Here is a 22,125-nt window from a genome sequence, read left to right as displayed (position 1 = left end):
GTTACATAGATTTTACAGAAGATTTTGATTTGTATTGTAAACATTTATACGCTCTACGCTTTTTCAAAAATTCAGGCCGTCTGAAAAACTTTTTTCAGACGGCCTGTTTATAAAACCGTTAAAACTCTTGATTAATACCCAACTGCTTCAGCAGATATTCAAATGTTTCCGGCGTATCAAAATGCAGTACGATTTTGCCTTTTTTCTGATTGCTGGTTTTGACTTCGGCATTAACACCCAAACGCTCAGTCAGGGCATCATTGATACGGCGGATATCCGGGCTGATGGTTTTGACTGCTTCCGGCTTGGCTTTTTGATGAACCAACTGGCTGCGCCGCTCTACCTCGCGCACCGACCAACCGTTTTTGACGGCTTTTTGCGCCAACTCCAATTGGTCAACCACATGCAAGGTCAGCAATGCACGGGCATGACCCATTTCCAGACGACGTTGATAAAGCATTTCCTGAACCGGCTCAGGCAAACTCAACAGACGCAGGCTGTTGGAGATGGCACTACGGCTTTTACCGACGGCTTTTGCGATGGTTTCATGAGTCAGGCCGAATTCGTCGGCAAGGCGTTTCAAACCTTGCGCTTCTTCAATCGGATTCAGGTTTTCACGTTGCAGGTTTTCAATCAAACCCATGGCCAACGCGGTTTCGTCGCTGATGGTTTTGATAACGACGGGAATTTCGGTCAAACCAGCCAACTGGGAAGCACGCCAACGGCGTTCGCCGGCAATCAATTCATATTGAGACAGACCACGTTCGCGTACGATAACCGGCTGAATAATGCCTTGCGCTTTAATGGAATCCGCCAATTCCTGCAAAGCTTCATCATCAATTTGCACACGCGCCTGATAGCGGCCGGGCTGAATATCGGCGATGGCAACCGTTGTCAGGCGGTCGCTACTGCTGCTGTCCACTGCATTGGAAATCAGCGAATCCAAACCGCGTCCCAATCCACCTTTTGCTTTTGCCATATTGTTTTCCCTTTCAGACGGCCTCATTGTTGAAATGACGTATTCTATCGGATATTGCCGCTTTACGACAATTTGAATCACGATGATTTGACTATTGCCATTTATTTACGGAGCGAAACCGCAAAAACGCCCCTTAAAGCGTTGCTCAAGCGGATTTCTTCCGTATTTTCCAACATAGCGCGCGTGATGTGGGTTTCCTTGATTGTATCCGCACCTAAATATAGCTGCGGTTGCTTCAATACCGCTTGGCGCATTACTCCGTTCAAAATATCCAAATCCAAAGACGGCGTGAGCCATTGTCCTTGATATTTGACGAACACATTGCTTCTTCCGCCCTCTAACAAAAGGCCGTCTGAATTGAAAAACAGGCTGTCAAATGCGCCCTGCCCTTCTGCCGTTTTCCATGCTTGGTCAAAAGTTTCACGGCGTGTGGTTTTGAAACGGCGCAGATAATCGCGTTGGTTTAATGTGTGCTCACTCAGGATGACGTATTGCTGCCCATCCAATTCGGAAACAGCCGCATGGCTCAATGCAAGGCCGTCTGAAAACAAAGCGGCTTTGACTCTAAATAACCCACTTGGCAACGCATCTATATAGTGTTGAATTTGCTCTGCCGCATTTTGAGGCCAAGGCAGGTTGAGCGCTTGTGCCGAGCTGTTCAGACGGCCTAAATGCAAATCGAGCAAACGGCATTGTTTGTCTTCCGCACGCATGGTTTCAAAAATACCGAAATCAGGCCGCAAGTCATTGAGGAAACGCGCCTTCCAACCGCACTCGCGATATTCGGCTTCAGGATCACTATCAATCACAATCCCCGAACCCACACCATAAACGCCTTGATAAAGGCCGTCTGAAACCGGCTTCAAAGATAAGGTGCGAATCACGACATTAAATACACCTTCAAACCCCAAACCCGTCTCACACGGATGCAAAAAGCCGATGCTGCCTGTGTACAAACCACGCGGTTCGGATTCAAGAGACTCAATAATCTGCATACTCATGCGTTTGGGCGCACCAGTAATACTGCCGCACGGGAAGGCTGCGCGGAGAATATCGGCAACCGAAACATCAGGCAGCGCCTGCGCTTCGATGGCACTGGTCATCTGCCAAACACTGCCGAAACGGGAAACTTTAAACGGTTCAGGCACGCGTACTTTGCCCGTTTGCGCGATTTTGCCGAGGTCGTTGCGCAACAAATCGACAATCATCACATTTTCGGCGCGGTTTTTCGGATCGTTTTGCAATTCAACGGCGCGGCGTTCATCTTGTCCGTCATGAAGAATCGGCGCAGTGCCTTTCATCGGCTCGGTTGTGATCAGGCCGTCTGAATCGATTTTGAGGAAAAGTTCGGGAGAAAAACACAAAGTCCACGCTTCCTGCCCTGCCCCGTCGGGCAGACAAGACAAAACGGCATACGGCACAGGCTGGCGCAAGCGGCGGTAAAGCTGAATCGGATTGCCGTAAGCTTGCAGGTGTAGGCGCTCGGTGTAATTGATTTGATAGGTATCTCCACGGCGGATGGCCTCGTGGATTTGGTTGATATGCTCGAGATAATCGGCTTCGGATACGGAGAATCGGGGAGTGGAGATACCTGCCGCCAGGCCGTCTGAATGATTGGCCAACCAGCTTTCGGCATCGATTTCAGAACAATCGGCAAACCAGTGCAAACGTAGACTGCCACTGCGGCCAGATGGAATATCCATCAGCGGCAACCCAAATTCGTAGTCTACAAACAACACTGCATGCAGGCCTTTTTTCCAACCTGCATGCAAAACATCATCCAACGACGCCAGTTCGTTATGATGAAAAAGGCAGCTTTCCACATGATTTTGATAGAGTTTTGCACGACCGCTTAACGCATCGTCGAACAGGGCGAAATAAGGCATGATGTATGATACAAATAGGCTGATTATACGCTGTTTTTACAAAAATTATCAAACAAGCCGGAAAAAATCGCTTATGTGTAATTTTATGTAGGCTAACACAGCATAAAGAGGTAAAATCAAGTCATACCACACCATATCATTTAAAACTTAATCGATAAGGAGACTTTATGGCAGACCACCAATTAGAACCGTTCGAGAATGTTGAACTGGGCGAGAAACAAGACCAGCTGCAAGTATTCGAAAAGGCTGTTTTGGAACACGAAGGACGCGGCACTGACGAAGATTCCAGCAGCGCACCGCTTCCTGCCAACTACCCGTACAAACAACGTATGCGCCGCTCTGTTTACGAAAAAGAAAAACAGAAGCTGCAAATCGAATTGTTGAAAGTACAAAGCTGGGTTAAAGATTCCGGTCAGCGTATCGTCAGCCTGTTTGAAGGCCGCGACGCAGCCGGTAAAGGCGGTACCATCAAACGCTTTATGGAACACCTGAATCCGCGTGGCGCGCGCGTGGTTGCTTTGGAAAAACCAACCACTACCGAACGCGGCCAATGGTATTTCCAACGCTACATCCAAAACCTGCCGACCGCAGGCGAAATGGTATTCTTCGACCGCTCATGGTACAACCGTGCCGGCGTAGAACGCGTAATGGGCTTCTGCGAACCTAACGAATACCTGCTCTTCATGCGTCAAACCCCTGAATTGGAACGTATGCTGGTTGCCAGCGGCATCCATCTGTTCAAATTCTGGTTCTCCGTATCCCGTGAAGAACAACTCCGTCGCTTCATCTCCCGCCGTGACGACCCGCTGAAACACTGGAAACTGTCTCCTGTGGATATCCAGTCGCTCGACCGCTGGGACGACTACACCGAAGCCAAAAACGCCATGTTCTTCCACACCCACACCGGCGACGCGCCTTGGGTCATCATCCGTTCCGACGACAAAAAACGTGCACGTTTGAACTGTATCCGCTACTTCCTGCATCAGCTGGACTATCCGGGCAAAGACGTGAAAGCCATCGGCAAAGTGGACGAGAAAATCGTTTTGGTTCCTGATACACGTTACAAAGACAAAACTGTCGAGCTCGGACACGATTAATTTGTAACATTACCAAAGGCCGTCTGAAATTTCATCTTTCAGATGGCCTTTTCTTAATCCTCACGATTCCAATACGTTTTTTGTGCGAATACCAATTTATTGTCAGTGAATTTTACATTATCCAAATTCAACGCCCAGACATCACTTTTCATCACTCGAGCAGCAGGATGTGCTTTGTAAAATAAAGACTGCGCCGCTTTCAAATCCGCTTCATCTTCAATCAAAGCGGCAGTCGCCGCAAACTGAACACCGCTGATTTTCGTGATACTGTCAGGCTGACCGGCGATGGTGCCGGCTACTTTGGCAGAACGGCTCATCAGTCCGCCATGCTTTGTTTTCAAAGAAGTCAGCACAATTAGGCGGGCATTGGCTTCATCAAACACATAAAAACAACAAGCCGCCCAAACTTCGCCCTCTGCCGCAGTGGCAATACTGACGACATGATGATTGCTCAAAAATTTAACGATATTGGTAGGAATCGCTTGCATGATTTTTATCCTCTTTCTCAGTGTATTAAATTTATTTTCAGGCCGTCTGAAATATCAGCCCTGCCAGCGCGGCACATCGTTTTGAATAATACCGAACAAGTCCAAAGCGTGAGAGACGCTGTGTGTAATCATATCTTCGATGGATTCAGGCTTCTGATATAAAGCCGGAACGGGAGGAAACACGATACCGCCCATCTCTGTCACACGGCGCATATTTTCAATGTGCGCCAAGTTTAACGGCGCTTCACGCACCATCAACACCAGCTTGCGCCGCTCTTTCAATGTTACATCCGCCGCACGGCTGAGCAAATTATCGGCAAATCCATGAGCAACCGAAGCCAAGGTCTTCATTGAACACGGCGCAATCAACATTCCATCCGTCAAAAACGAACCGCTGGCAATACTTGCCCCGACATTACGGATAGAATGCACGACATCCGCCAAAGCATAAACGTCTTCTTTAGTGTAATCCGTTTCCAAAGCGCGGGTCATCTCCGCCCCTTGTGAAACCACCAAATGCGTTTCTACCTGATGTGCACGCAAAAGCTGCAAAGCCTTCACGCCATACTGAAAACCGCTGGCACCGCTGATGCCGACAACCAAACGCTTCATTGTTTTTCCCTGTCTCGGCCTAAAGATAAATGAAAGGCAGATTCTCAAGACGAAAAAATAACCGCTAAAAAGCGGTTAGATTTTCTAATGTGGTGCCGACAGCGAGATTTGAACTCGCACAGCCTACGGCCACTACCCCCTCAAGATAGCGTGTCTACCAATTCCACCATGTCGGCATAAATCAAATTGTCTTACTGCTGCTGAGGATTCGGAGCAACAGGAGTTGTATTGTTTTGTGCAGGCGTTGCAGGCTTAGGAGCTTGCTGGGTCTGCTTCACATCGCTGAAGTCTAAACCGTGCTTATTGGAGTGGGTGTGAATATACACCATTGCCATGCAGGTCGCAAAGAAAAATGTTGCAGCAACGGCAGTCGAGCGGCTGAGGAAGTTGGCATTACCTGCAGAACCGAATACACCTTGCGCGCTACCGCTGCCGGAACCGAATGTTGCGCCGGCATCCGCACCTTTACCGTGTTGCAGCAATACTAACACGATTACAAATAGAGCGGAAATAATATTAATAATCCAGATAAGGGTTTTAAAGGCTTCCATATGTTTTCTACGAGGCTTGTGCTGCGTTGATGATGGCGGTAAAGGAGTCATATGATAATGACGCGCCACCAACCAATGCGCCGTCTACATGAGGTACTGCGAAGATGTCGGCTGCGTTATCCGCTTTCACACTTCCGCCGTAAAGAACGCGGATTTTAACATCGCTTCCGCACAAAGACAAGATTTCTTTGTAGATAAATGCGTGCATGTCGGCGATTTGTTCGACGGTAGCGACTTTGCCTGTACCGATCGCCCAAACCGGCTCGTAGGCAACGGCGATGTTTTTGGTGTCCAAACCTTGCAGGATGGAAAGCTGGTGGGCAATGACTTCGTGTTCTTTACCGGCTTCGCGTTCTTCCAAGCTTTCGCCGACACACAACAATGGAATCAGGCCGACGTTGAGGACGTTTTCCATTTTGCGGCGTTGGATTTCGTTTTTCTCGCCGAAATAAAGGCTGCGCTCGGAGTGGCCGATGAGGACGATGTCTGTACCGATGTCGGCAAGCATTTCGGCGGACACTTCGCCGGTGTACGCGCCATTATTTGGGAAACGGCTCACGTCTTGCGCACAGGTCAAGATGCGGTTGTTCAAAACAATCTGCATGGCGTTGTGCAGTTGCAACAGATAAACGGTCGGAGCGGCCAGGCCGATTAACACGCGTTCTGCGGTTGGCATGACACGGAAGCGGTGCATAAGCGCATTGTTGTTTTGGAGTCGGCCGTTCATTTTCCAGTTGCCGATAACCCATTTTTGGTCCCACATTCCGATTTGGTGATACATCTTTATTGCTCCGTGTGTTGGTTGTTGCTTGTTGTAGCGTGGTGTAATGTGAAAGTTTAGTGGATATATGTGCGCTTGGCAATTATTAACAAGCCTCGAGGCCGTCTGAAAGATGGCACACTCTCCGACAAGGATTTATAATATATGTTTCGATAAAATTAAGAATTGAACGGAGCACAAATATGGACTTTGAAAAAGCGCGTTTCAATATGGTTGAACAGCAGATTCGTCCGTGGGATGTCTTGGATTTCGACATTTTGGATGCTTTGGAGGAGATCGGGCGCGAACATTTCGTCGGCGAGGCTTTTCAAGGCTTGGCCTATGCGGATATGGAGCTGCCGCTGGCCAACGGCCATAAGATGTTGGAACCCAAAGTCGTTGCCCGCCTGGCTCAAGGTTTGAAACCGAAAAAAGACGAAACCGTCTTAGAAATCGGTACAGGCTCAGGCTATGCAACCGCCCTGCTGTCCAAACTGGCCGGCAAAGTCGTGACCGACGACATCGACGCCGAGCAGCAGCAACGCGCCAAAAAAGTTTTGGACGAATTGGGCTTTGCCAACGTCGATTATGTGCAAAACAACGGCCTGATCGAAGCGTCGCAAGGCGCTCCTTTTGATGCGATTTATGTAGGCGGCGCAGTAGACAGCGTACCTGAAATTCTGAAAGAGCAACTGAAAGACGGCGGCCGTATGGTGGTCATCGTCGGCCGCAAACCGGTACAACGCGCGCTTTTGCTGACGCGTAACGGCAATGAGTTTTCCGAAAAGGTATTGTTCGACACCGTCGTGGCACACTTGGAAGACAAATCGGCCAATCCGTTCGGCGATTTCGATTTTTAAATAATAGGCCGTCTGAAAGTTCAGACGGCCTCATACTTTTATACCCGACCCTATGACCGACATCATCCAACTCTCGCCCACCGAATTGAAACAATGGCAGGACGAAGGCCGCGCATTTCATCTGCTCGACGTCCGCACTGATGAAGAACGCGCCATCTGCACCCTGCCCGCTGCCATTCATATTCCGATGAACCTCATCCCCCTGCGCCAAAACGAGCTGCCCGACGACGATTTACCCATCGTCGTCTATTGCCACCACGGCATCCGCAGCCTGCACACGGCAATGTATTTGGAAGACGCCGGATTTGAAAACCTCTACAACCTGCAAGGCGGTATTGATGCTTGGGCAATGCAGGTGGACAGCAAAATGATGCGGTATTGAATCGGTTTTATCAATAAAAGGCCGTCTGAAACTGGGTTTCAGACGGCCTTTTTTCAAACCTTTCTGCTTACGCTTGCAAGCTAGCGACAAACTGCTGTACGGCCGGCACAGCCAAAATCAACAGCAATACCAATACGGCTTTTTCCATACGGTTGAACTGACAACTTCCGTAGTGTTTCTTTTGTGAATAGAGAAACAGCAATACGCCAGGCAAATAGAGCAAGACTGACAGCAGCAAATATTCCGTGCCTGCCGCATAGACAATCCAAGCCGCATAAAGCGTTGCTGCCGCACCGATAAGGCGGTATTTTGCCGCAGCCTTTTGTGTCAGCGATAATTTGAGCAGATATGCACCAATTAACAGATACGGTATCAAAATCATGGAAGTCGATACCATCAGCAAGGCAGAATAATCCTCACCTTTTAACCACACCAGCAATAGGCAAAACTGCACGGTCAAGGTGGTAAACATCAACGAACCCTGCGGCACTTCGTTTTTATTCAACGGGATAAACGATTTTGGAAATGCGCCGTTTCTCGCACCCATGTGCGGAATCTCGGTCGCATACAGCGTCCAGCTTAAATAAGACGACAGCACAGACACAATCAGGCAGGAAGAAATCAACACTTTACCCCAAGAGCCGACCATGTGCGCCAACACACCCGCCATAGACGGATTAGCCATTGCAGCAATATCCGCACGAGGCAAAATGCCTTGAGCCAAGACGGTAATTGCCACATACATTGCCAGCGTCAAGCTGACTCCGATAATGGTTGCTCGACCGACATCAGCACGACTTCGCGCATGCTTAGACAAAACCGCCGCACCCTCAATACCGGTAAACACCCACAACGTAATCAGCATTGTGTTTTTCACCTGCGTCATCAGGCTGACATCAGGATTTTCAGGCGTAGCAAGGCTCGCCCCTGTCCAATCGGACATAAACACTTCGGTTTGAAAGAAATAGGCTGCCATAGCGATAAATAAAATCAGCGGAAATACTTTGACTGCCGTCGCAATCAGGTTCACTCCTGCCGCTTCTTTAATACCGCGCACTACCAACCAGTAAATCAGCCACACAATTACTGATTCTCCAACAAAAGCAGCAAATGTGTTGCCTTTACCGAAAATCACGTTGCCCGGCGTATCGACAAATCCGCCTACTGCTTCAAACGCAACCACCAAATAGCCGACAATACCGACCGTGGTGCAAAGCCAATAGCCCCACGCCGAGAAAAAACCCATCAAATCGCCGAAGCCGTCGCGGGCGTACGTATAAATACCGCCGTCCAATTCGGGCTTAAGTTTGGACAAGGCCGAAAATGACAGGCCGAGAAAGATAATGCCCACACCGGTAATCAGCCAACCCAACAGCAAAGCCTGCGAACCTGCAACGGCAGCCATATTCTGCGGCAGGCTGAAAATACCCGAACCAATCATGGAACTGATAACCAAGGCCGTCAGTGCAACCAAGCCGATTTGAGATTTTTGCGACATGTTTATTCCTGATTTTTATCATTATGTGTTTGTGAAGCGACGGCATTACCGGCTTTTTTAGCCTGTTCTAACCGTATCAAAATATTATGCAGCCGCTTTCAGACGGCCTTAAATCCTTGCGCCAACGCACGGATATGTTCAGGTGCGATACCGCAGCACCCGCCGATGATTTCCGCGCCCAAATCCGCCCATTGTCTCGCCCATGCCAAATAATTTTCCGGCGTGGCATCGGCGCGAATCGGGTCCAAACCGTCGTTGGCCTCGTTCATCTGTCCTTTTACCGGTTCAAATGCATTGGCGTAAACACCCAGTTTCAGACTGCCTTGAGCTTCATGTGCCACTTTCAAAGCTTCTGCCATTACTTCAGGCTGACTGCAATTGAACAACATTGCCGCCGCACCTATTTCTACCGCGAAATCCGCCGCCTCGTGCACGTTTTCCCCCGAACGCAACACCGGTACATCATGCGGCATCGTATCTTCCAAAGTAAACGATACCCAAAACGGCGTACCGTCATCAGGCAGACTGCTGCGCCAGAAACGCGCTTCTTCCAAGCTGGATACGGTTTCTGCCAACCAAATATCAGCAAACGGCATCAAACCCGATATTAAAGGGCGAGCCAAAGCAGGTGCGACTTGTTTGTCAAACAAGTCAGGGCGGTAAGAACCGAATAACGGCGGCAGGCTTGCGGCCACTTTTGCAGAAGTCCCGCTTTGTTCCACTGCTTCACGCGCCAAACGGCCGGCCTGCCTTGCCCATTCGGCAGCTTGAGCATCAAAGCGCTCCTGCCCGATATGAAACGGTACAAGCGCATAGCTGTTGGTCGTAATCACCTGTGCGCCTGCGCGAAGAAAGTCCAAATGCGTTTCGCGTACAATATCCGGCGCTTCCATCAAAGCCAAAGCAGACCATTCCGGCTGACGAAACGGTGCGCCGCGCCGATGCAGTTCACGCCCCATTCCGCCGTCTAAAATCGTTACCGTCATGATCAACCTCCAATGATGAATTTTTAAAATCGCCATTCTACGCTTTTTTAACTCCTTACCTTTAATTTATACAGAACTAAACTTATGCAGTTTCGTTATATAAAAGGCCGTCTGAAACTGGATTTCAGACGGCCTTTGCGATTATTTCACAAACCGTGCATCTGCCATAAACGGCCGTGTAGCGGCTGGTTTGGCGGAATAGAAGCGGGAGAAAGTGCTGTCGATTTTGGTCTGTATCGGCTTACCATCCAATGTTGCTGATGCTTCCAATTTCACACCACCGCCACTGGTTTCACCCAATTTCATATTTGGCAACGTCAGTTTGGCAATATTGAGTTTCGCATTTTCCACTTTGGTATCGGGAGACATCAGCTGTTTGCCGACCGGACGGATTTTTTCACCCTCATCATGAGGCGCAACACCACCGTTATCGTCAACCACGCCGATATTAATCAACCGGGCAGACGCCAAATCCATCTTGCCGTTTTTGACCGGAATACCGACAAACAGTTTTACGCCGCGATGAATGAACGTATTGTCCCGCCACTGAGTTTGGCCCTCTTTCGGCGGTTTGGTTTCCGCCGCCACCGAATAAGTGCGGCCCATAATCATCAATTTATAACCTGGAATTTTTTTCGAACCGAATCCATCAGTGATATCTTCGACCAGTTGCGGCGCAGTCAGGGTTTCGTTTGCCAAAATACGGGCTGAAGTTTCTGCCAAATGGGCAGGCTTGCCGTCTATGGTCAATGCCTGTTCATGGCCGAAATCAGACGCAAATGCAGGCACGGCGGCCAGTGCAGCGGCCAATGCTAGAATACGGATGGTTTTCATTGCAGACTCCTGATAAAAATGTAATTGGGTTGATTACCCGATAAAATCCGGGCGATATTGATAGGAATTGGTATTTTTATACAAATGATACAGATTATCAAGAATATTTGGATTTTAAAATAAAAAAGGCCGTCTGAAAACCAAGTTTCAGACGGCCTTTTAATCTACTTAAAACCTTCTATCAGTCTTTGAAGCGTTTGAATACCAATGTGCCGTTGGTACCGCCAAAGCCGAAGGAATTGGAAATGGCAACGTCGATTTTCGCGTCACGCGCTTCGTTGGCACAGTAGTCTAAATCGCAACCGGCTTCAACGTCTTGTTCAAAGATGTTGATGGTTGGTGGAGATTTTTGCTCGTGTACTGCCAATACACTGTACAACGCTTCCACGCCGCCGGCCGCGCCGAGCAAGTGGCCGGTCATGGATTTGGTGGAATTGACGATGACTTTGCGCGCATGATCGCCCAAAGCGCGTTTGAGGGCTTTGGTTTCGTTGGCATCACCCAAAGGAGTCGATGTACCGTGTGCATTGACGTAATTAACGTCTTCAGGGTTCAGGCCAGCATCTTTCAGCGCACGGGTAACCGCCAATGCAGGGCCTTCTTCGTTAGGCGCGGTAATGTGGTAAGCATCGGAGCTCATACCGAAGCCGACGATTTCGGCGTAAATTTTCGCACCGCGTTTTTTCGCGTGTTCCAATTCTTCCAACACCAGCACGCCAGCGCCTTCGCCGATAACGAAACCGTCACGGCCTTTGTCCCACGGACGGGAAGCGGTGGCAGGATCATCGTTGCGGGTGGAAAGTGCCTTCATGGCAGCGAAACCGCCAACGCCCAAAGTGCTGATCGCGCCTTCTGCACCGCCGGCAATCATCACGTCTGCGTCGCCGTATTTAATCAGTCGTGCAGAGTCGCCGATAGAATGCGCGCCGGTCGTACAGGCAGACACCATGCCGTAGCTCGGGCCGCGGTAGCCTTTGAGGATGGTTACATGGCCGGAGATCAGGTTAATCAGCGAGCCTGGAATAAAGAAAGGATTGATTTTGCGCGCTCCGCCTTCGATAACGGCTTTGCCGGTCGCTTCGATGCTGGGTAGGCCGCCGATACCGGAGCCGATGTTGACACCGACGCGGTCTTTGTCGAGGGTTTCCAAATCGTCCAAGCCTGAATCATTGATGGCTTGCAGGGCGGCGGCAATACCGTAGTGGATGAACACGTCCATACGGCGCGCTTCTTTCGCGCTGATGTATTGGCCGATGTCGAAATCGCGCACTTCGCCGGCGATTTGGCTGTTGATGTCGGATGCGTCAAAGCGGGTAATCCGTCCGATGCCGCTTTTGCCTGCGAGCAGATTGCTCCATGCGGTGGCGACGTCGTTGCCGACCGGTGATACTTGGCCAAGACCTGTGATGACTACTCTTCTCTGACTCATGATAATCTCGCTGTTGGTTGTCGGGATTTTCGCGGCAGTCTTGCTCTTTTTCTTCGTAAAAACGGGCAAAACTCATGCCGTCTGAAATTTCAGGGGTTTAATAATAAGGTAAAAGCCTCTATTGCGATGGCGCAGCAGAGGCTGGATGTTTGGTGCGACCGATTAGCCTTGGTGGGCGTTGATGTAGTCGATAGCCAATTGTACGGTAGTGATTTTTTCAGCGTCTTCGTCAGGGATTTCGCAGCCGAAAGCCTCTTCTAAAGCCATCACCAGTTCTACGGTGTCCAGAGAGTCAGCACCCAAATCGTCTTGGAAAGAAGATTCGTTTTTCACTTCGGCTTCGTTTACGCCCAGTTGTTCAGCAACAATTTTTTTAACTTGTTGTTCGATGTTTGACATGTCAGTCGTTCCTTTTCGCCTTGCGGCAGGTTGTTTAAGGGAAATAATTCGTCGGTATTGTACCGAATTCGGATAGAGTTTTCCATCTAATCCTGCATTTTAGCACAGATTATTCTGGAAAAACCTGTTGTTGCGCATATTAGCATATGCTGATTTTAACCTACAAGCAGGAATTTGTTTTTGTTACGTATTAACATTAACATTATTAAAAACAAGGGGCTATACTAGATTAGCAGATATGTTACCCTCGAAATATGAAGATAACGCACTGCAAATTAAAGAAAAAAGTACAGAAAGAACTGCTCCGTTTTTTGTACTAGAAGTTACCGCCCGTTCTGCGGCCGATATTTTGGGTATCCATCCCAATTCAGCAGCACTGTTCTACCGTAAAATCCGCACGGTTATCAACTATCATTTGGCCTTGGCTGCCGATGAGGTTTTTGAGGGCTCAGTCGAACTGGACGAAAGCTATTTCGGCGGACGGCGTAAAGGCAGACGTGGTCGCGGTGCGGCAGGAAAAGTGGTTGTCTTCGGCATTCTGAAACGCAACGGACGGGTCTATACCGTTGTGGTGGATAATGCCAAGTCTGAAACGTTACTCCCTGTCATCAAAAAGAAAATCATGCCGGACAGCATTGTTTACACGGATAGCCTGAACAGCTACGGCAAGTTGGACGTGAGCGGTTTCATCCATTACCGCATCAACCATTCCAAGGAATTTGCCGACCGTCAGAACCACATTAATGGCATTGAGAATTTTTGGAATCAGGCAAAACGTGTCTGCTGGTTTCGTGAAGGCCTACGCAGGATCAGCGTTGTCAGCGTTTTCATGTGTATGCTAACCTTCTGCAAGGTATCTGCTTAATCATATTTGAAATCAGTATTAAAGCATAATTATCAGTATCCGAAATTCCAGTTAATTAAATATTCAGAGACAATCGTTAAGATTGATTTAAGGATGAAAATGCAAGACCAAGAAAACATTAAAAACCAAGAAGAACAAGAAAATCAGCCAAAAGAAGACAATGGTGCCATGACCAAGTTGCAAGATGTGTTCAATCTTGCGCATGATCAGGCCCATCCCGATAAAATTGATGCCGTCATCCGCGCCAATACTCGGGTGTCCGGAACCAATATGTGGGTATTGATGTTTGCCATTGCCGTGGCGAGTATCGGTCTGAATGTAAACAGCACGGCGGTAGTGATCGGCGCGATGTTGATTTCGCCGTTGATGGGGCCGATTGTAGGTATGGGTTACGGTTTGGCGGTAGGGGATACTGCGCTGATCCGTCAAGCCGTGCGCAATATTATTATATTCGTCGTCATCAGCTTGATTACCGCTACGTTGTATTTCCTGTTAACCCCGCTTAAAGAGGCGCAAAGCGAGCTTTTGGCGCGTACTCAGCCGACCCTTTGGGATGTGTTGATTGCCTTCTTCGGCGGTAGTGCGGGTATTGTGGCGCTGACTCGAAAAGAAGGAGGCAATGCCATACCGGGTGTGGCGATTGCTACCGCATTGATGCCACCCCTGTGTACTGCGGGCTACGGACTAGCACATGGCAACTGGCACTACTTTCTCGGTGCTTCATATCTTTTTGCCATCAACTGCGTGTTCATCGCTTTTTCGACCTTGTTGTTTTCCAAACTGCTCAAGCTGCCGCGCAGGGGGTTGGTAACGGAATCCAAACGCCGGTTGCAAAGCATCATTATTACTGCCGTCGTGTTGGCTGTGATGATTCCGAGCGGCTATATGGCATCAGGACTGGTGCGTCAGGAGATCTTCAACACCAGAGCCAATGCCGCCATTGCCACTGCGCAGCAACAGGAAGGTTTTTTCGTGCTGCGTAAGATGTTGAACCACAGAGAAAATAAAGTCAGTCTGATTGTCAATGGAACGGGCAATGCCGAGAAAATTTCCGCCTTGCTGGTGAAAAGCCTTGAGGCGTCGGGGGTGAAAGAGCCGAAGGTCAACGTGGTCTATGCGGGAGGGAACGATGCCAAAATCGAAGAATTGCTGGCAAGCCGAAACAACCCGGTTCAGCAGCAAAATGAGCTGAAAGAGCAGCAGGCCTATATCGATACCATACTGGCAGGCAAAGCCTCCGATATCGACGATGCAGCGGTACTCAAGGAATTAAAAGCCCAATATCCGGAAGCGGAAAAAATCGTTGTCGGACGTGGCTTGGCTTGGGATAAAGCGCAAATAACGCCTGTTTCCGAACAGTCTGAAAGCCAAAAAAACGCAGAACCGAAGACAGATACATATGACGATATCGTCGTTGTCTCTCTCGAATTGGAGCAGCCATTGCCTGCCAAAGATCACGCGCGGATACAGGCGTGGTTAAGCCAGCGTTATGAGGGTAAGGTCGTGCGCATATTATTAACGCACAAGTCTCAGACAGATAAACCGTCTAACGAATAATCTCCTTCAGGCTTTATCCATTTCCGAGAAATCATTGATTGTTCCTAGTACACCAAATCCGCCTCAAACACGCCTCTCAAGGCGTTGGAGAAGCGGATTTTTTCTGCGCGTTCGAGCATATCGCGGGTGATGTGCGTTTCGATGACTGCGTCCGCGCCCAAGTAGGTTTACAGCTGCTGCAACACGGCTTGGCGCATGATGCCGTTGAGGATATTCAAATCCAGAGACGGGGTGAGACGGGTGTTTTTGTGCATGTTCATGTTTCAGTATTCTCCTGGAAATACTGTAAACAACGCTACTAGTTTCTACAGCATCGAGTTGATAACGTTCGCCCACACCGGCAAGGTTTTCTGCACCAAGGACGAGTTTGAGTTTCTCAAAGTCGATTTGGTCTTTGCAAAAGACTTCGGGAAAGATTTGTTTGAGTTTTAATATATTGTTTTGTTTGAAATTATTTTCTAAATCGTGTATAATTTCTCGGCTCGGTTGCCATAATTGCGTCTTCCGTCAATGATCACTTACAAAGTGTCCATTTTATCGGGATATGTTGAAAGTTAAAAGAAAAGAAGGCCGTCTGAAAAACTTTAATATTCGTTTTTCAGACGGCCTTCTTTTCGCTTGCCGAAACAAGAGTATTTTGTTTCTCAACTTTACAAAACGGTCAATCCTGCTGCTTGCTTCTACCCCAAAAACTCTTTCAAAAACAGCAATACGCAGGTAAGTTCGTCGGCGGATTCGCGTTGCGTGCCGTTGCCGGTATGGCCGCCGCCGTCGGGCGAGTAGAGCCAAGATTGCGGCGAGGTTTCGCGCAGTTTGGCGTAGAACTTGAGTGCGTGGGCGGGATGGACGCGGTCGTCGCTGAGACTGGTGGTAATGAGCGCAGGCGGATAATTGATGCCGTCTGAAAGATTGTGATACGGAGACAATTCGCCCAGCCAGCGTTTGCAGACTTCGTATTTTTGCGGATTGCCGTATTCGTCCGTCCAACTTGAACCGGCGGAGAGCAGCGGATAACGGATCATGTCGGTCAGCGGTACTTCGCACACCAGCGCGCCGATGCTTTGCGGTTCGCACACGAAGGCGGCGGCGGTAATCAGGCCGCCGTTGCTGCCGCCCTGCAAACCGATGTGTTTGGGCGAACTCATGCCGCGTTCGGACAAATCGCGCACGACTGCCAATAAATCATCGACGCTTTTATGTTTGCTGATTCCCTGCGCCGCCTGATGCCAGCGCGGGCCGAATTCACCGCCGCCGCGGATGTTCGCCAATACAAAGGCATTGCCCTCTTCCAGCCAATATTTGCCGACGCTGCCCAGATAATGCGGCAATTCGGGAATGCCGAAACCGCCGTAAGCATAAACCAAGGTCGGCGTGTCGGGCGTGGCGTTTTTGCCGACGTGGAAATAAGGAATGCGCTCGCCATCGGCCGAAGTCGTCCAAAACTGCTGCACGTTGATGCCGTCTGAATCGAACTGCTGCGGCTGACGGCGCATGACGGTCAGTTCCATCACATTCAAATCCAATGCAAACAGTGTCAGCGGCGTGGTAAAATCGCTGGCGGCAAGGTAAACCACGTCGCCGCCCCACGGTTGGTCGGTCATTTCCAACGCGCCCGAAGGCAGGCGCGGCAGTTCGACTTCCTGCCATTTACCGTCGGTAAAGCGCCATGCTTTCAGACGGCCTTGTACGTTTTCCAGCAGGCTCGCCACGACAAAATGCTTGGTCGTTTCCACGCTTTCCAATGCCTGCGTTTCATCGGGCGCAAACAAAAGCTGCGCCGCGCCCAATTCGCCACGGTTTAATTTTACTGCCACCAATGCGCCGCTCGGATAGCTTTGGTTCGCGCGGTTCCAGTCTTTGCGCAACGTCAGTAAAAGATGTCCGGCCAGATAGCCGACCACGTCGCAATCGTTGGGCAGGTTTAACGGTTTCGCCTCGCCTTCGGCTGACACCTGCAAATAGGTTTTGGTGTAAAAACCGTCCGACGCTTCAATCAAATCAATCGGCGAACCCTGCGGATCGAGATAACGCCACGCGTTCACCATCATACCGTCTTCGGCAATTTGATACACCGGCAGGCTTTCCTCGAAACTCTTGCCGCGCTCCACCAGCCACACTTCGCGTGGATAGCCCGATTCGGTCAACTGGCGTTCGTCCCAAGCCGGACACACCCACACGCTGTTTTCATCGCGCCACGACACATGGTTTTTGCCTGCCGGAAAGTGAAAACCGCCTTCTACCAACTCCCCTGCTTCCAAATCCACTTCCAGCGTGTACGCCGTATCGCCGCCCGATTTGCTCAAGGTCAACAGTGCACGGTTGGGCTTTTCCACCAAGTGCGACACGCCTCCCAAATACACATCGTCGCCGAGCAATTCGTCGAAGTCCGCCACCGAAAACAGGATTTTCCACTCGGGATAGCCGGAACGGTACGTCGCCGCGGTACATACGCGGTACACGCCCTTCGGATATTCCGCGTCCTGATGGAAATGGTACATCCGCGCGCGGTGTTCCTGACAAAACGGAATCTGCCGCGTGTCCTGCAACTGCGCCAAAATGCCGTCGGACAATGCGCGCGCTTTGTCGTTTTCTAAAAAACGGGCGCGCGTTTCGGCATGCGCCGCGGCAGCAAAATTTTGCGTTTCGGGAGATTCGAGGTTTTCAAAATGGAGATAGGAATCGGGGTAAGATTTCATAGGAAAAGGCCGTCTGAAAGATTGGGAAACGGAATTATAACGGCAAAATCAAAAAAGGCCGTCTGAAACCTGCATTTCAGACGGCCTGAGACATTATTCAATTTAACGTCCGTATATTTTCCACAAACCTTCCTGCAAACCAAACGCAGGCTCGCCGTCTTGCGGCTGGGTGCGGACATAGCTGCCGTCAGGCTGCATCAGCCAAGCCTGGGTATTGTCTTCCAAAGCCATTTCCAAACCTTCGCGGATCACGCGTTCTTTGAGTTCGGGCGTGGTAATCGGCGTGGCGACTTCAATGCGGCGGAAGAAGTTGCGACCCATCCAGTCGGCGCTGGAGATAAAGGTATCGTCTGCGCCGTTGTTATGGAAGCAATACACGCGCGAGTGTTCGAGTTGGCGGCCGATGATGGAGCGGACGCGGATGTTTTCGGACAAGCCTTTTACACCCGGGCGCAAAGTACACATACCGCGCACAATCAGATCGATTTGCACGCCTGCCGCGCTGGCTTGATACAGCGCATCAATGACGCTCGGCTCGATGAGGGAGTTCATCTTGGCGGTAATCCGCGCCGGTTTGCCGGCTTTGGCGTGTTCGGTTTCCTGCTTGATGCGGTCGATGACCATTTTGTGCAGGGTAAACGGGCTTTGATAGAGCTTGTTCAGACGGCCCGGCTTACCCAAGCCTGTGATTTCCATAAACAAAGTGTTCACATCGACAGTGATTTGTTCGTCGGCGGTAATGATGCCGAAGTCGGTGTAGATGCGCGATGTGCCTTGGTGGTAGTTGCCGGTACCGAGGTGGGCATAACGCTTGAGCACGCCGTCTTCACGACGGATAACCAAAGCCATTTTGGCATGGACTTTGTAGCCGAATACGCCGTACACGACGTGCGCGCCCGCCTCTTCAAGCTGCTTCGCCCAGTTGACGTTGTTGGCTTCGTCAAAACGCGCCATCAGTTCGACCACGACGGTTACTTGTTTGCCGGCAAGGGCGGCTTTCATCAGGGCGCGCACAAGCTCGGAATTGCTGCCGGTGCGGTAGATGGTCATTTTGACGGCCAACACATCCGGATCGACAGCGGCTTCGCGTATCATTTGGACAACCGGATCGAAAGACTGATACGGGTGGTGCAGCAAAATCGGCGACTGTTTGACCAGTTTGAATACAGAGCCGTTTTTGCGCAAGGCTTTCAGACGGCCTGCGTTGCGCGGTGGAAACTTCAAATCCGGCCTGTCCACCAAATCGGGGACGGCATTGAGGCGCACCAAATTGACCGGCCCTTTGACCTGATACAACTCGGTAGAAGTCAGTTTGAACTGGGCAAGCAAGAAATCGTGAATGTATGCCGGGCAAGTGTCCGCCACTTCCAAGCGCACGCCGTCGCCGTATTCGCGGTCGTGCAATTCGTTTTGAATAGCGGCACGCAGATTTTTCAAATCTTCTTCATCCACCGTCAAATCGCTGTCGCGCGTGAGACGGAATTGATGGCAACCCTTCACTTTCATGCCGGGGAAAAGTTTGCCGACATGGGCGTGCAAAATAGACGATAAGAACACAAAGCCTGCGTCGCCTCCGCAAATTTCAGACGGCATGGGGACAACGCGCGGCAAAATGCGCGGTGCCTGCACAATCGCCATTCCGGACGGACGGCCGAACGCATCCGTGCCCTCGAGTTCGACGGCGAAATTAAGCGATTTGTTTAACGGGCGCGGGAATGGGTGTGACGGATCAAGGCCGATGGGCGTGAGAATGGGCAACAGCTCGTTGTCAAAATAGTTTTCGATCCATTTTTTCTGCGCGGCCGTCCATTTGTGGCGGCGATAGAAATGAATGCCGGCACGGCTGAGTGCAGGCTGCAATACTTTGTTAAACAGGTCGTACTGCTCGCGAATCAAGGCCTGCGCCTCTTTTGCCACCGCTTCGATGGTTTCGGCTGCGGTTTTGTCGTTGTCGAGCAGTTGATGTGGACGCAGTTTGTTTTCGCGTTTCAACCACGCCATGCGCACTTCAAAAAATTCGTCCAAATTGGAAGACACGATGCACAAAAAACGCAAACGTTCCAATAAAGGAACTTTCGTATCCTGCGCCTGAGCCAGTACACGGCGGTTAAACGCCAACAGGCTGAGTTCTCGGCAAAGAATGCGGTTTTGCTCGGGCATGGTTTACTCCTGAAACATCGGTCATTAAGACTATCAAGTATAACGTTTTGCCGCTGTTCCGTCAGGTTTCAGACGGCCTTGACAGAAAACCTTATCCCTATTTGAGGCAAGACAAAGGGTTATCCGTTTTTTTCTATGCCGAAACAGCGGTTTTTGCTATAATGCGCAGTTTAATGCAACCGCAATACCACTGCTAAAGGATAAGAAAATGGGCTTTTTGCAAGGCAAAAAAATTCTGATTACCGGCATGATCTCCGAGCGTTCCATCGCTTACGGCATCGCCAAAGCCTGCCGCGAACAAGGCGCGGAATTGGCATTCACCTACGTTGTCGACAAACTGGAAGAGCGCGTCCGTAAAATGGCGGCCGAACTCGGCTCCGAACTCGTGTTCCGCTGCGACGTTGCCAGCGACGACGAAATCAACCAAGTCTTCGTTGACTTGGGCAAACACTGGGACGGCTTGGACGGCCTCGTTCACTCCATCGGCTTCGCCCCTAAAGAAGCTTTGAGCGGCGACTTCCTCGACAGCATCAGCCGCGAAGCGTTCAACACCGCTCACGAAATCTCCGCATACAGCCTGCCTGCGCTGGCAAAAGCCGCCCGTCCGATGATGCAGGGCCGCAACGCCGCAATCGTTGCCCTGAGCTACTTGGGCGCCGTTCGTGCCATTCCTAACTACAACGTTATGGGCATGGCCAAAGCCAGCCTCGAAGCCGGCATCCGCTTCACTGCCGCCTGCCTGGGCAAAGAAGGCATCCGCTGCAACGGCATCTCCGCAGGCCCGATCAAAACCCTGGCCGCTTCCGGTATCGCCGATTTAAGCAAACTCTTGGGCCACGTCGCTTCCCACAACCCATTGGGCCGCAACGTGACCACCGAAGAAGTCGGCAACACCGCCGCCTTCCTCTTGTCCGACCTCGCTTCCGGCATTACCGGCGAGATTACCTATGTTGACGGCGGTTACAGCATCAACGCGCTGAATGACGAAGAAAACTAAACAGTTTTCACACCAAACGCACTTTCATGATGAAAGTGCGTTTTTTATGGCCGTTACATTATGGCTTGAATAACTGCATGACAAAAAAGGCCGTCTGAAAGTCAAATACGGATACGAAACATTAACTTTACAGGCTTTCAATGATTATGTTTTCAACATTATTATATTATCATTCTACCTCAATTTGAAATTCTGATAGAGCATTGATTCTAAAGATAACATTCATGTTATCTGATGCTTAACCGCTGATAAAAAGTGGTGCAAAAAAGTAACAGAAAAAATTTAGATGGCCTGTTTTTCATACAGAAAGCATAGAAGCCGGGCATTTTTAGCATAAAATACAAAATTTAACATTAATGAATTTTTCTTAACCGATAAAGCGTTAATATGCCTGCCGTTTTATTGAACTACATCTGATTTTGACTCAAACACATACAGGAGATTAATTATGTCAATCGCTTCAGAATTTAAAGAATTTATTATGCGTGGCAACGTTGTCGACCTCGCAGTCGGTATGGTTGTCGGTACAGCATTCAGCGGCATCGTCAAATCATTGGTTGATGATGTAATCATGCCTCCTATCGGTCTGCTGATCGGCGGCGTTGATTTCTCCAACCTGTTCATTACCCTGAAAGACGGCGCACAAGCCGCTCCTGCTGAAGGTTACGCCAACCTGGCAGCCGCTCAAGCAGCCGGTGCCGTTACCCTGAACATCGGTCTGTTCATCAACACTGTGATCAGCTTCCTGATCGTTGCCGCTGCCATCTTCTGCGTGGTTAAAGCCATCAACTCCATGAAAAAAACCGAAGCTCCTGCTGAAGAAGCACCAGCAGAGCCTAGCGAAGAAGTTCTGTTGTTGCGCGAAATCCGTGACTCTCTGAACAAAAAATAATCACAATACCTAAACATACACACAAACCAAGGCCGTCTGAAACCATTTCAGACGGCCTTTTCTCATATCAATCTATTTCGTTAAGTCCTTCTCATTGAAAGAATCACGCCCTTCCCTTTCTCAGCAAGCAATCCTGCTTTTTCAACCATGTAGCAACCCTCATAGCAAACACAAAGAAAATGAGCAGCGCACCTCCT

At 49.9% G+C, this 22,125-nt stretch carries 20 protein-coding genes, 1 tRNA gene and 2 pseudogenes; 8 read left to right on the top strand and 15 right to left on the bottom strand.

The annotated features are described in order from the left end of the window. Positions 1-118 precede the first annotated feature (118 nt). Both ACTHR2_RS04135 and ACTHR2_RS04130 read right to left on the bottom strand, forming a co-directional pair. A complete protein-coding gene (locus ACTHR2_RS04135; protein WP_440375385.1) occupies positions 119-979 on the bottom strand; it encodes a ParB/RepB/Spo0J family partition protein in 861 nt (286 codons plus the stop codon). A gap of 101 nt (positions 980-1,080) precedes the next feature. Next, positions 1,081-2,865: a chorismate-binding protein gene (locus ACTHR2_RS04130; protein ID WP_440375384.1), complete on the bottom strand. Its 1,785-nt coding sequence runs from the start codon at positions 2,863-2,865 to the stop codon at positions 1,081-1,083. Between the two features lie 167 nt (positions 2,866-3,032). Between ACTHR2_RS04130 and ppk2 the strand changes: the two genes are divergently transcribed. Beyond that, positions 3,033-3,962 carry a polyphosphate kinase 2 gene (ppk2, locus tag ACTHR2_RS04125; protein ID WP_004519010.1) on the top strand — a complete coding sequence of 310 codons (930 nt, stop codon included), beginning with the start codon at positions 3,033-3,035 and terminating at the stop codon, positions 3,960-3,962. A 53-nt stretch (positions 3,963-4,015) separates the two neighbouring features. Here the strand turns inward: ppk2 and ACTHR2_RS04120 are convergent, their stop codons facing one another. The 5 genes from ACTHR2_RS04120 to tpiA all read right to left on the bottom strand — a co-directional run bounded on the left by ACTHR2_RS04120 (position 4,016) and on the right by tpiA (position 6,394). Next, positions 4,016-4,450 (bottom strand): pyridoxamine 5'-phosphate oxidase family protein, encoded by a 435-nt coding sequence (locus tag ACTHR2_RS04120; protein ID WP_263340060.1) that lies wholly within the window; start codon positions 4,448-4,450, stop codon positions 4,016-4,018. Positions 4,451-4,504: 54 nt separating this feature from the next. After that, a complete protein-coding gene (locus ACTHR2_RS04115) occupies positions 4,505-5,062 on the bottom strand; it encodes a UbiX family flavin prenyltransferase (RefSeq protein WP_049331714.1) in 558 nt (185 codons plus the stop codon). 90 nt (positions 5,063-5,152) lie between these two features. Beyond that, positions 5,153-5,238, bottom strand: a tRNA-Leu gene (locus ACTHR2_RS04110). A 15-nt stretch (positions 5,239-5,253) separates the two neighbouring features. Beyond that, positions 5,254-5,613: a preprotein translocase subunit SecG gene (gene secG, locus ACTHR2_RS04105; protein WP_036492092.1), complete on the bottom strand. Its 360-nt coding sequence runs from the start codon at positions 5,611-5,613 to the stop codon at positions 5,254-5,256. A 7-nt stretch (positions 5,614-5,620) separates the two neighbouring features. After that, positions 5,621-6,394, bottom strand: a complete 774-nt coding sequence (tpiA, locus tag ACTHR2_RS04100) for a triose-phosphate isomerase (protein ID WP_049331716.1) — start codon at positions 6,392-6,394, stop codon at positions 5,621-5,623. A gap of 182 nt (positions 6,395-6,576) precedes the next feature. Here tpiA and ACTHR2_RS04095 point away from each other — a divergent pair, with 182 nt between their 5' ends. Together ACTHR2_RS04095 and ACTHR2_RS04090 are read left to right on the top strand one after the other, a co-directional pair. Continuing rightward, positions 6,577-7,233, top strand: coding sequence for a protein-L-isoaspartate O-methyltransferase family protein (locus ACTHR2_RS04095; RefSeq protein WP_440375383.1), 657 nt, complete (start codon positions 6,577-6,579; stop codon positions 7,231-7,233). 52 nt (positions 7,234-7,285) lie between these two features. Continuing rightward, entirely contained in the window at positions 7,286-7,615 is a 330-nt protein-coding gene (locus ACTHR2_RS04090; RefSeq protein WP_003679997.1) for a rhodanese-like domain-containing protein, read from the top strand. Between the two features lie 67 nt (positions 7,616-7,682). Here the strand turns inward: ACTHR2_RS04090 and ACTHR2_RS04085 are convergent, their stop codons facing one another. From ACTHR2_RS04085 to acpP, 5 genes are all read right to left on the bottom strand, one after another. Further along, positions 7,683-9,113, bottom strand: coding sequence for a basic amino acid/polyamine antiporter (locus ACTHR2_RS04085; RefSeq protein WP_440375382.1), 1,431 nt, complete (start codon positions 9,111-9,113; stop codon positions 7,683-7,685). A 98-nt stretch (positions 9,114-9,211) separates the two neighbouring features. After that, complete coding sequence (locus tag ACTHR2_RS04080) at positions 9,212-10,099, bottom strand: homocysteine S-methyltransferase family protein (RefSeq protein ID WP_440375381.1); 888 nt, start codon at positions 10,097-10,099, stop codon at positions 9,212-9,214. A 141-nt stretch (positions 10,100-10,240) separates the two neighbouring features. Further along, entirely contained in the window at positions 10,241-10,933 is a 693-nt protein-coding gene (locus ACTHR2_RS04075; protein ID WP_440375380.1) for a hypothetical protein, read from the bottom strand. 181 nt (positions 10,934-11,114) lie between these two features. Beyond that, positions 11,115-12,362 carry a beta-ketoacyl-ACP synthase II gene (fabF, locus tag ACTHR2_RS04070; RefSeq protein ID WP_440375379.1) on the bottom strand — a complete coding sequence of 416 codons (1,248 nt, stop codon included), beginning with the start codon at positions 12,360-12,362 and terminating at the stop codon, positions 11,115-11,117. A 162-nt stretch (positions 12,363-12,524) separates the two neighbouring features. Further along, positions 12,525-12,761: an acyl carrier protein gene (acpP, locus tag ACTHR2_RS04065; protein ID WP_003679644.1), complete on the bottom strand. Its 237-nt coding sequence runs from the start codon at positions 12,759-12,761 to the stop codon at positions 12,525-12,527. A gap of 254 nt (positions 12,762-13,015) precedes the next feature. On the opposite strand from acpP, the pseudogene ACTHR2_RS04060 reads away from it, so the two are divergent. Next, positions 13,016-13,542: pseudogene (locus ACTHR2_RS04060) on the top strand (IS1595 family transposase); the annotation flags it as partial. A gap of 183 nt (positions 13,543-13,725) precedes the next feature. After that, entirely contained in the window at positions 13,726-15,183 is a 1,458-nt protein-coding gene (locus ACTHR2_RS04055) for a DUF389 domain-containing protein (protein ID WP_440375378.1), read from the top strand. A gap of 44 nt (positions 15,184-15,227) precedes the next feature. Here the strand turns inward: ACTHR2_RS04055 and ACTHR2_RS04050 are convergent. Beyond that, a pseudogene (locus ACTHR2_RS04050) lies at positions 15,228-15,419 on the bottom strand (aminotransferase class IV); the annotation flags it as partial. 22 nt (positions 15,420-15,441) lie between these two features. On the opposite strand from ACTHR2_RS04050, the gene ACTHR2_RS04045 reads away from it, so the two are divergent. Beyond that, positions 15,442-15,615, top strand: coding sequence for a DNA topoisomerase (locus ACTHR2_RS04045; protein ID WP_219089302.1), 174 nt, complete (start codon positions 15,442-15,444; stop codon positions 15,613-15,615). 248 nt (positions 15,616-15,863) lie between these two features. On the opposite strand, the gene ACTHR2_RS04040 is transcribed toward ACTHR2_RS04045, so the two are convergent. Both ACTHR2_RS04040 and ppk1 read right to left on the bottom strand, forming a co-directional pair. Next, on the bottom strand, positions 15,864-17,879 hold the full coding sequence (locus ACTHR2_RS04040) for a prolyl oligopeptidase family serine peptidase (RefSeq protein ID WP_263340004.1): 2,016 nt from the start codon (positions 17,877-17,879) through the stop codon (positions 15,864-15,866). A 102-nt stretch (positions 17,880-17,981) separates the two neighbouring features. After that, a complete protein-coding gene (ppk1, locus tag ACTHR2_RS04035) occupies positions 17,982-20,039 on the bottom strand; it encodes a polyphosphate kinase 1 (protein WP_440375377.1) in 2,058 nt (685 codons plus the stop codon). A gap of 208 nt (positions 20,040-20,247) precedes the next feature. Here ppk1 and fabI point away from each other — a divergent pair, with 208 nt between their 5' ends. Both fabI and mscL read left to right on the top strand, forming a co-directional pair. Continuing rightward, entirely contained in the window at positions 20,248-21,036 is a 789-nt protein-coding gene (gene fabI, locus ACTHR2_RS04030) for an enoyl-ACP reductase FabI (protein ID WP_003748060.1), read from the top strand. A gap of 448 nt (positions 21,037-21,484) precedes the next feature. Beyond that, the gene (mscL, locus tag ACTHR2_RS04025; protein ID WP_049349397.1) at positions 21,485-21,928 is read left to right on the top strand and encodes a large conductance mechanosensitive channel protein MscL; all 444 of its coding nucleotides are present in this window, start codon (positions 21,485-21,487) and stop codon (positions 21,926-21,928) included. The last annotated feature ends 197 nt before the right edge of the window (positions 21,929-22,125 follow it).

This window comes from Neisseria sp. P0006.S004 (genome assembly GCF_051963015.1).
Classification (GTDB): domain Bacteria; phylum Pseudomonadota; class Gammaproteobacteria; order Burkholderiales; family Neisseriaceae; genus Neisseria.
Note: the sequence above shows the minus strand (reverse complement) of the source record. Positions and strands in the feature narration are given on the sequence as shown.

What these genes read in the sequence shown, in the direction of transcription:
- ACTHR2_RS04135 (WP_440375385.1), bottom strand. Translation starts at nt 979, where the DNA reads ATGGCAAAAGCAAAAGGTGGATTGGGACGCGGTTTGGATTCGCTGATT.
- ACTHR2_RS04130 (WP_440375384.1), bottom strand. Translation starts at nt 2,865, where the DNA reads ATGCCTTATTTCGCCCTGTTCGACGATGCGTTAAGCGGTCGTGCAAAA.
- ppk2 (WP_004519010.1), top strand. Translation starts at nt 3,033, where the DNA reads ATGGCAGACCACCAATTAGAACCGTTCGAGAATGTTGAACTGGGCGAG.
- ACTHR2_RS04120 (WP_263340060.1), bottom strand. Translation starts at nt 4,450, where the DNA reads ATGCAAGCGATTCCTACCAATATCGTTAAATTTTTGAGCAATCATCAT.
- ACTHR2_RS04115 (WP_049331714.1), bottom strand. Translation starts at nt 5,062, where the DNA reads ATGAAGCGTTTGGTTGTCGGCATCAGCGGTGCCAGCGGTTTTCAGTAT.
- secG (WP_036492092.1), bottom strand. Translation starts at nt 5,613, where the DNA reads ATGGAAGCCTTTAAAACCCTTATCTGGATTATTAATATTATTTCCGCT.
- tpiA (WP_049331716.1), bottom strand. Translation starts at nt 6,394, where the DNA reads ATGTATCACCAAATCGGAATGTGGGACCAAAAATGGGTTATCGGCAAC.
- ACTHR2_RS04095 (WP_440375383.1), top strand. Translation starts at nt 6,577, where the DNA reads ATGGACTTTGAAAAAGCGCGTTTCAATATGGTTGAACAGCAGATTCGT.
- ACTHR2_RS04090 (WP_003679997.1), top strand. Translation starts at nt 7,286, where the DNA reads ATGACCGACATCATCCAACTCTCGCCCACCGAATTGAAACAATGGCAG.
- ACTHR2_RS04085 (WP_440375382.1), bottom strand. Translation starts at nt 9,113, where the DNA reads ATGTCGCAAAAATCTCAAATCGGCTTGGTTGCACTGACGGCCTTGGTT.
- ACTHR2_RS04080 (WP_440375381.1), bottom strand. Translation starts at nt 10,099, where the DNA reads ATGACGGTAACGATTTTAGACGGCGGAATGGGGCGTGAACTGCATCGG.
- ACTHR2_RS04075 (WP_440375380.1), bottom strand. Translation starts at nt 10,933, where the DNA reads ATGAAAACCATCCGTATTCTAGCATTGGCCGCTGCACTGGCCGCCGTG.
- fabF (WP_440375379.1), bottom strand. Translation starts at nt 12,362, where the DNA reads ATGAGTCAGAGAAGAGTAGTCATCACAGGTCTTGGCCAAGTATCACCG.
- acpP (WP_003679644.1), bottom strand. Translation starts at nt 12,761, where the DNA reads ATGTCAAACATCGAACAACAAGTTAAAAAAATTGTTGCTGAACAACTG.
- ACTHR2_RS04055 (WP_440375378.1), top strand. Translation starts at nt 13,726, where the DNA reads ATGCAAGACCAAGAAAACATTAAAAACCAAGAAGAACAAGAAAATCAG.
- ACTHR2_RS04045 (WP_219089302.1), top strand. Translation starts at nt 15,442, where the DNA reads ATGTTTCAGTATTCTCCTGGAAATACTGTAAACAACGCTACTAGTTTC.
- ACTHR2_RS04040 (WP_263340004.1), bottom strand. Translation starts at nt 17,879, where the DNA reads ATGAAATCTTACCCCGATTCCTATCTCCATTTTGAAAACCTCGAATCT.
- ppk1 (WP_440375377.1), bottom strand. Translation starts at nt 20,039, where the DNA reads ATGCCCGAGCAAAACCGCATTCTTTGCCGAGAACTCAGCCTGTTGGCG.
- fabI (WP_003748060.1), top strand. Translation starts at nt 20,248, where the DNA reads ATGGGCTTTTTGCAAGGCAAAAAAATTCTGATTACCGGCATGATCTCC.
- mscL (WP_049349397.1), top strand. Translation starts at nt 21,485, where the DNA reads ATGTCAATCGCTTCAGAATTTAAAGAATTTATTATGCGTGGCAACGTT.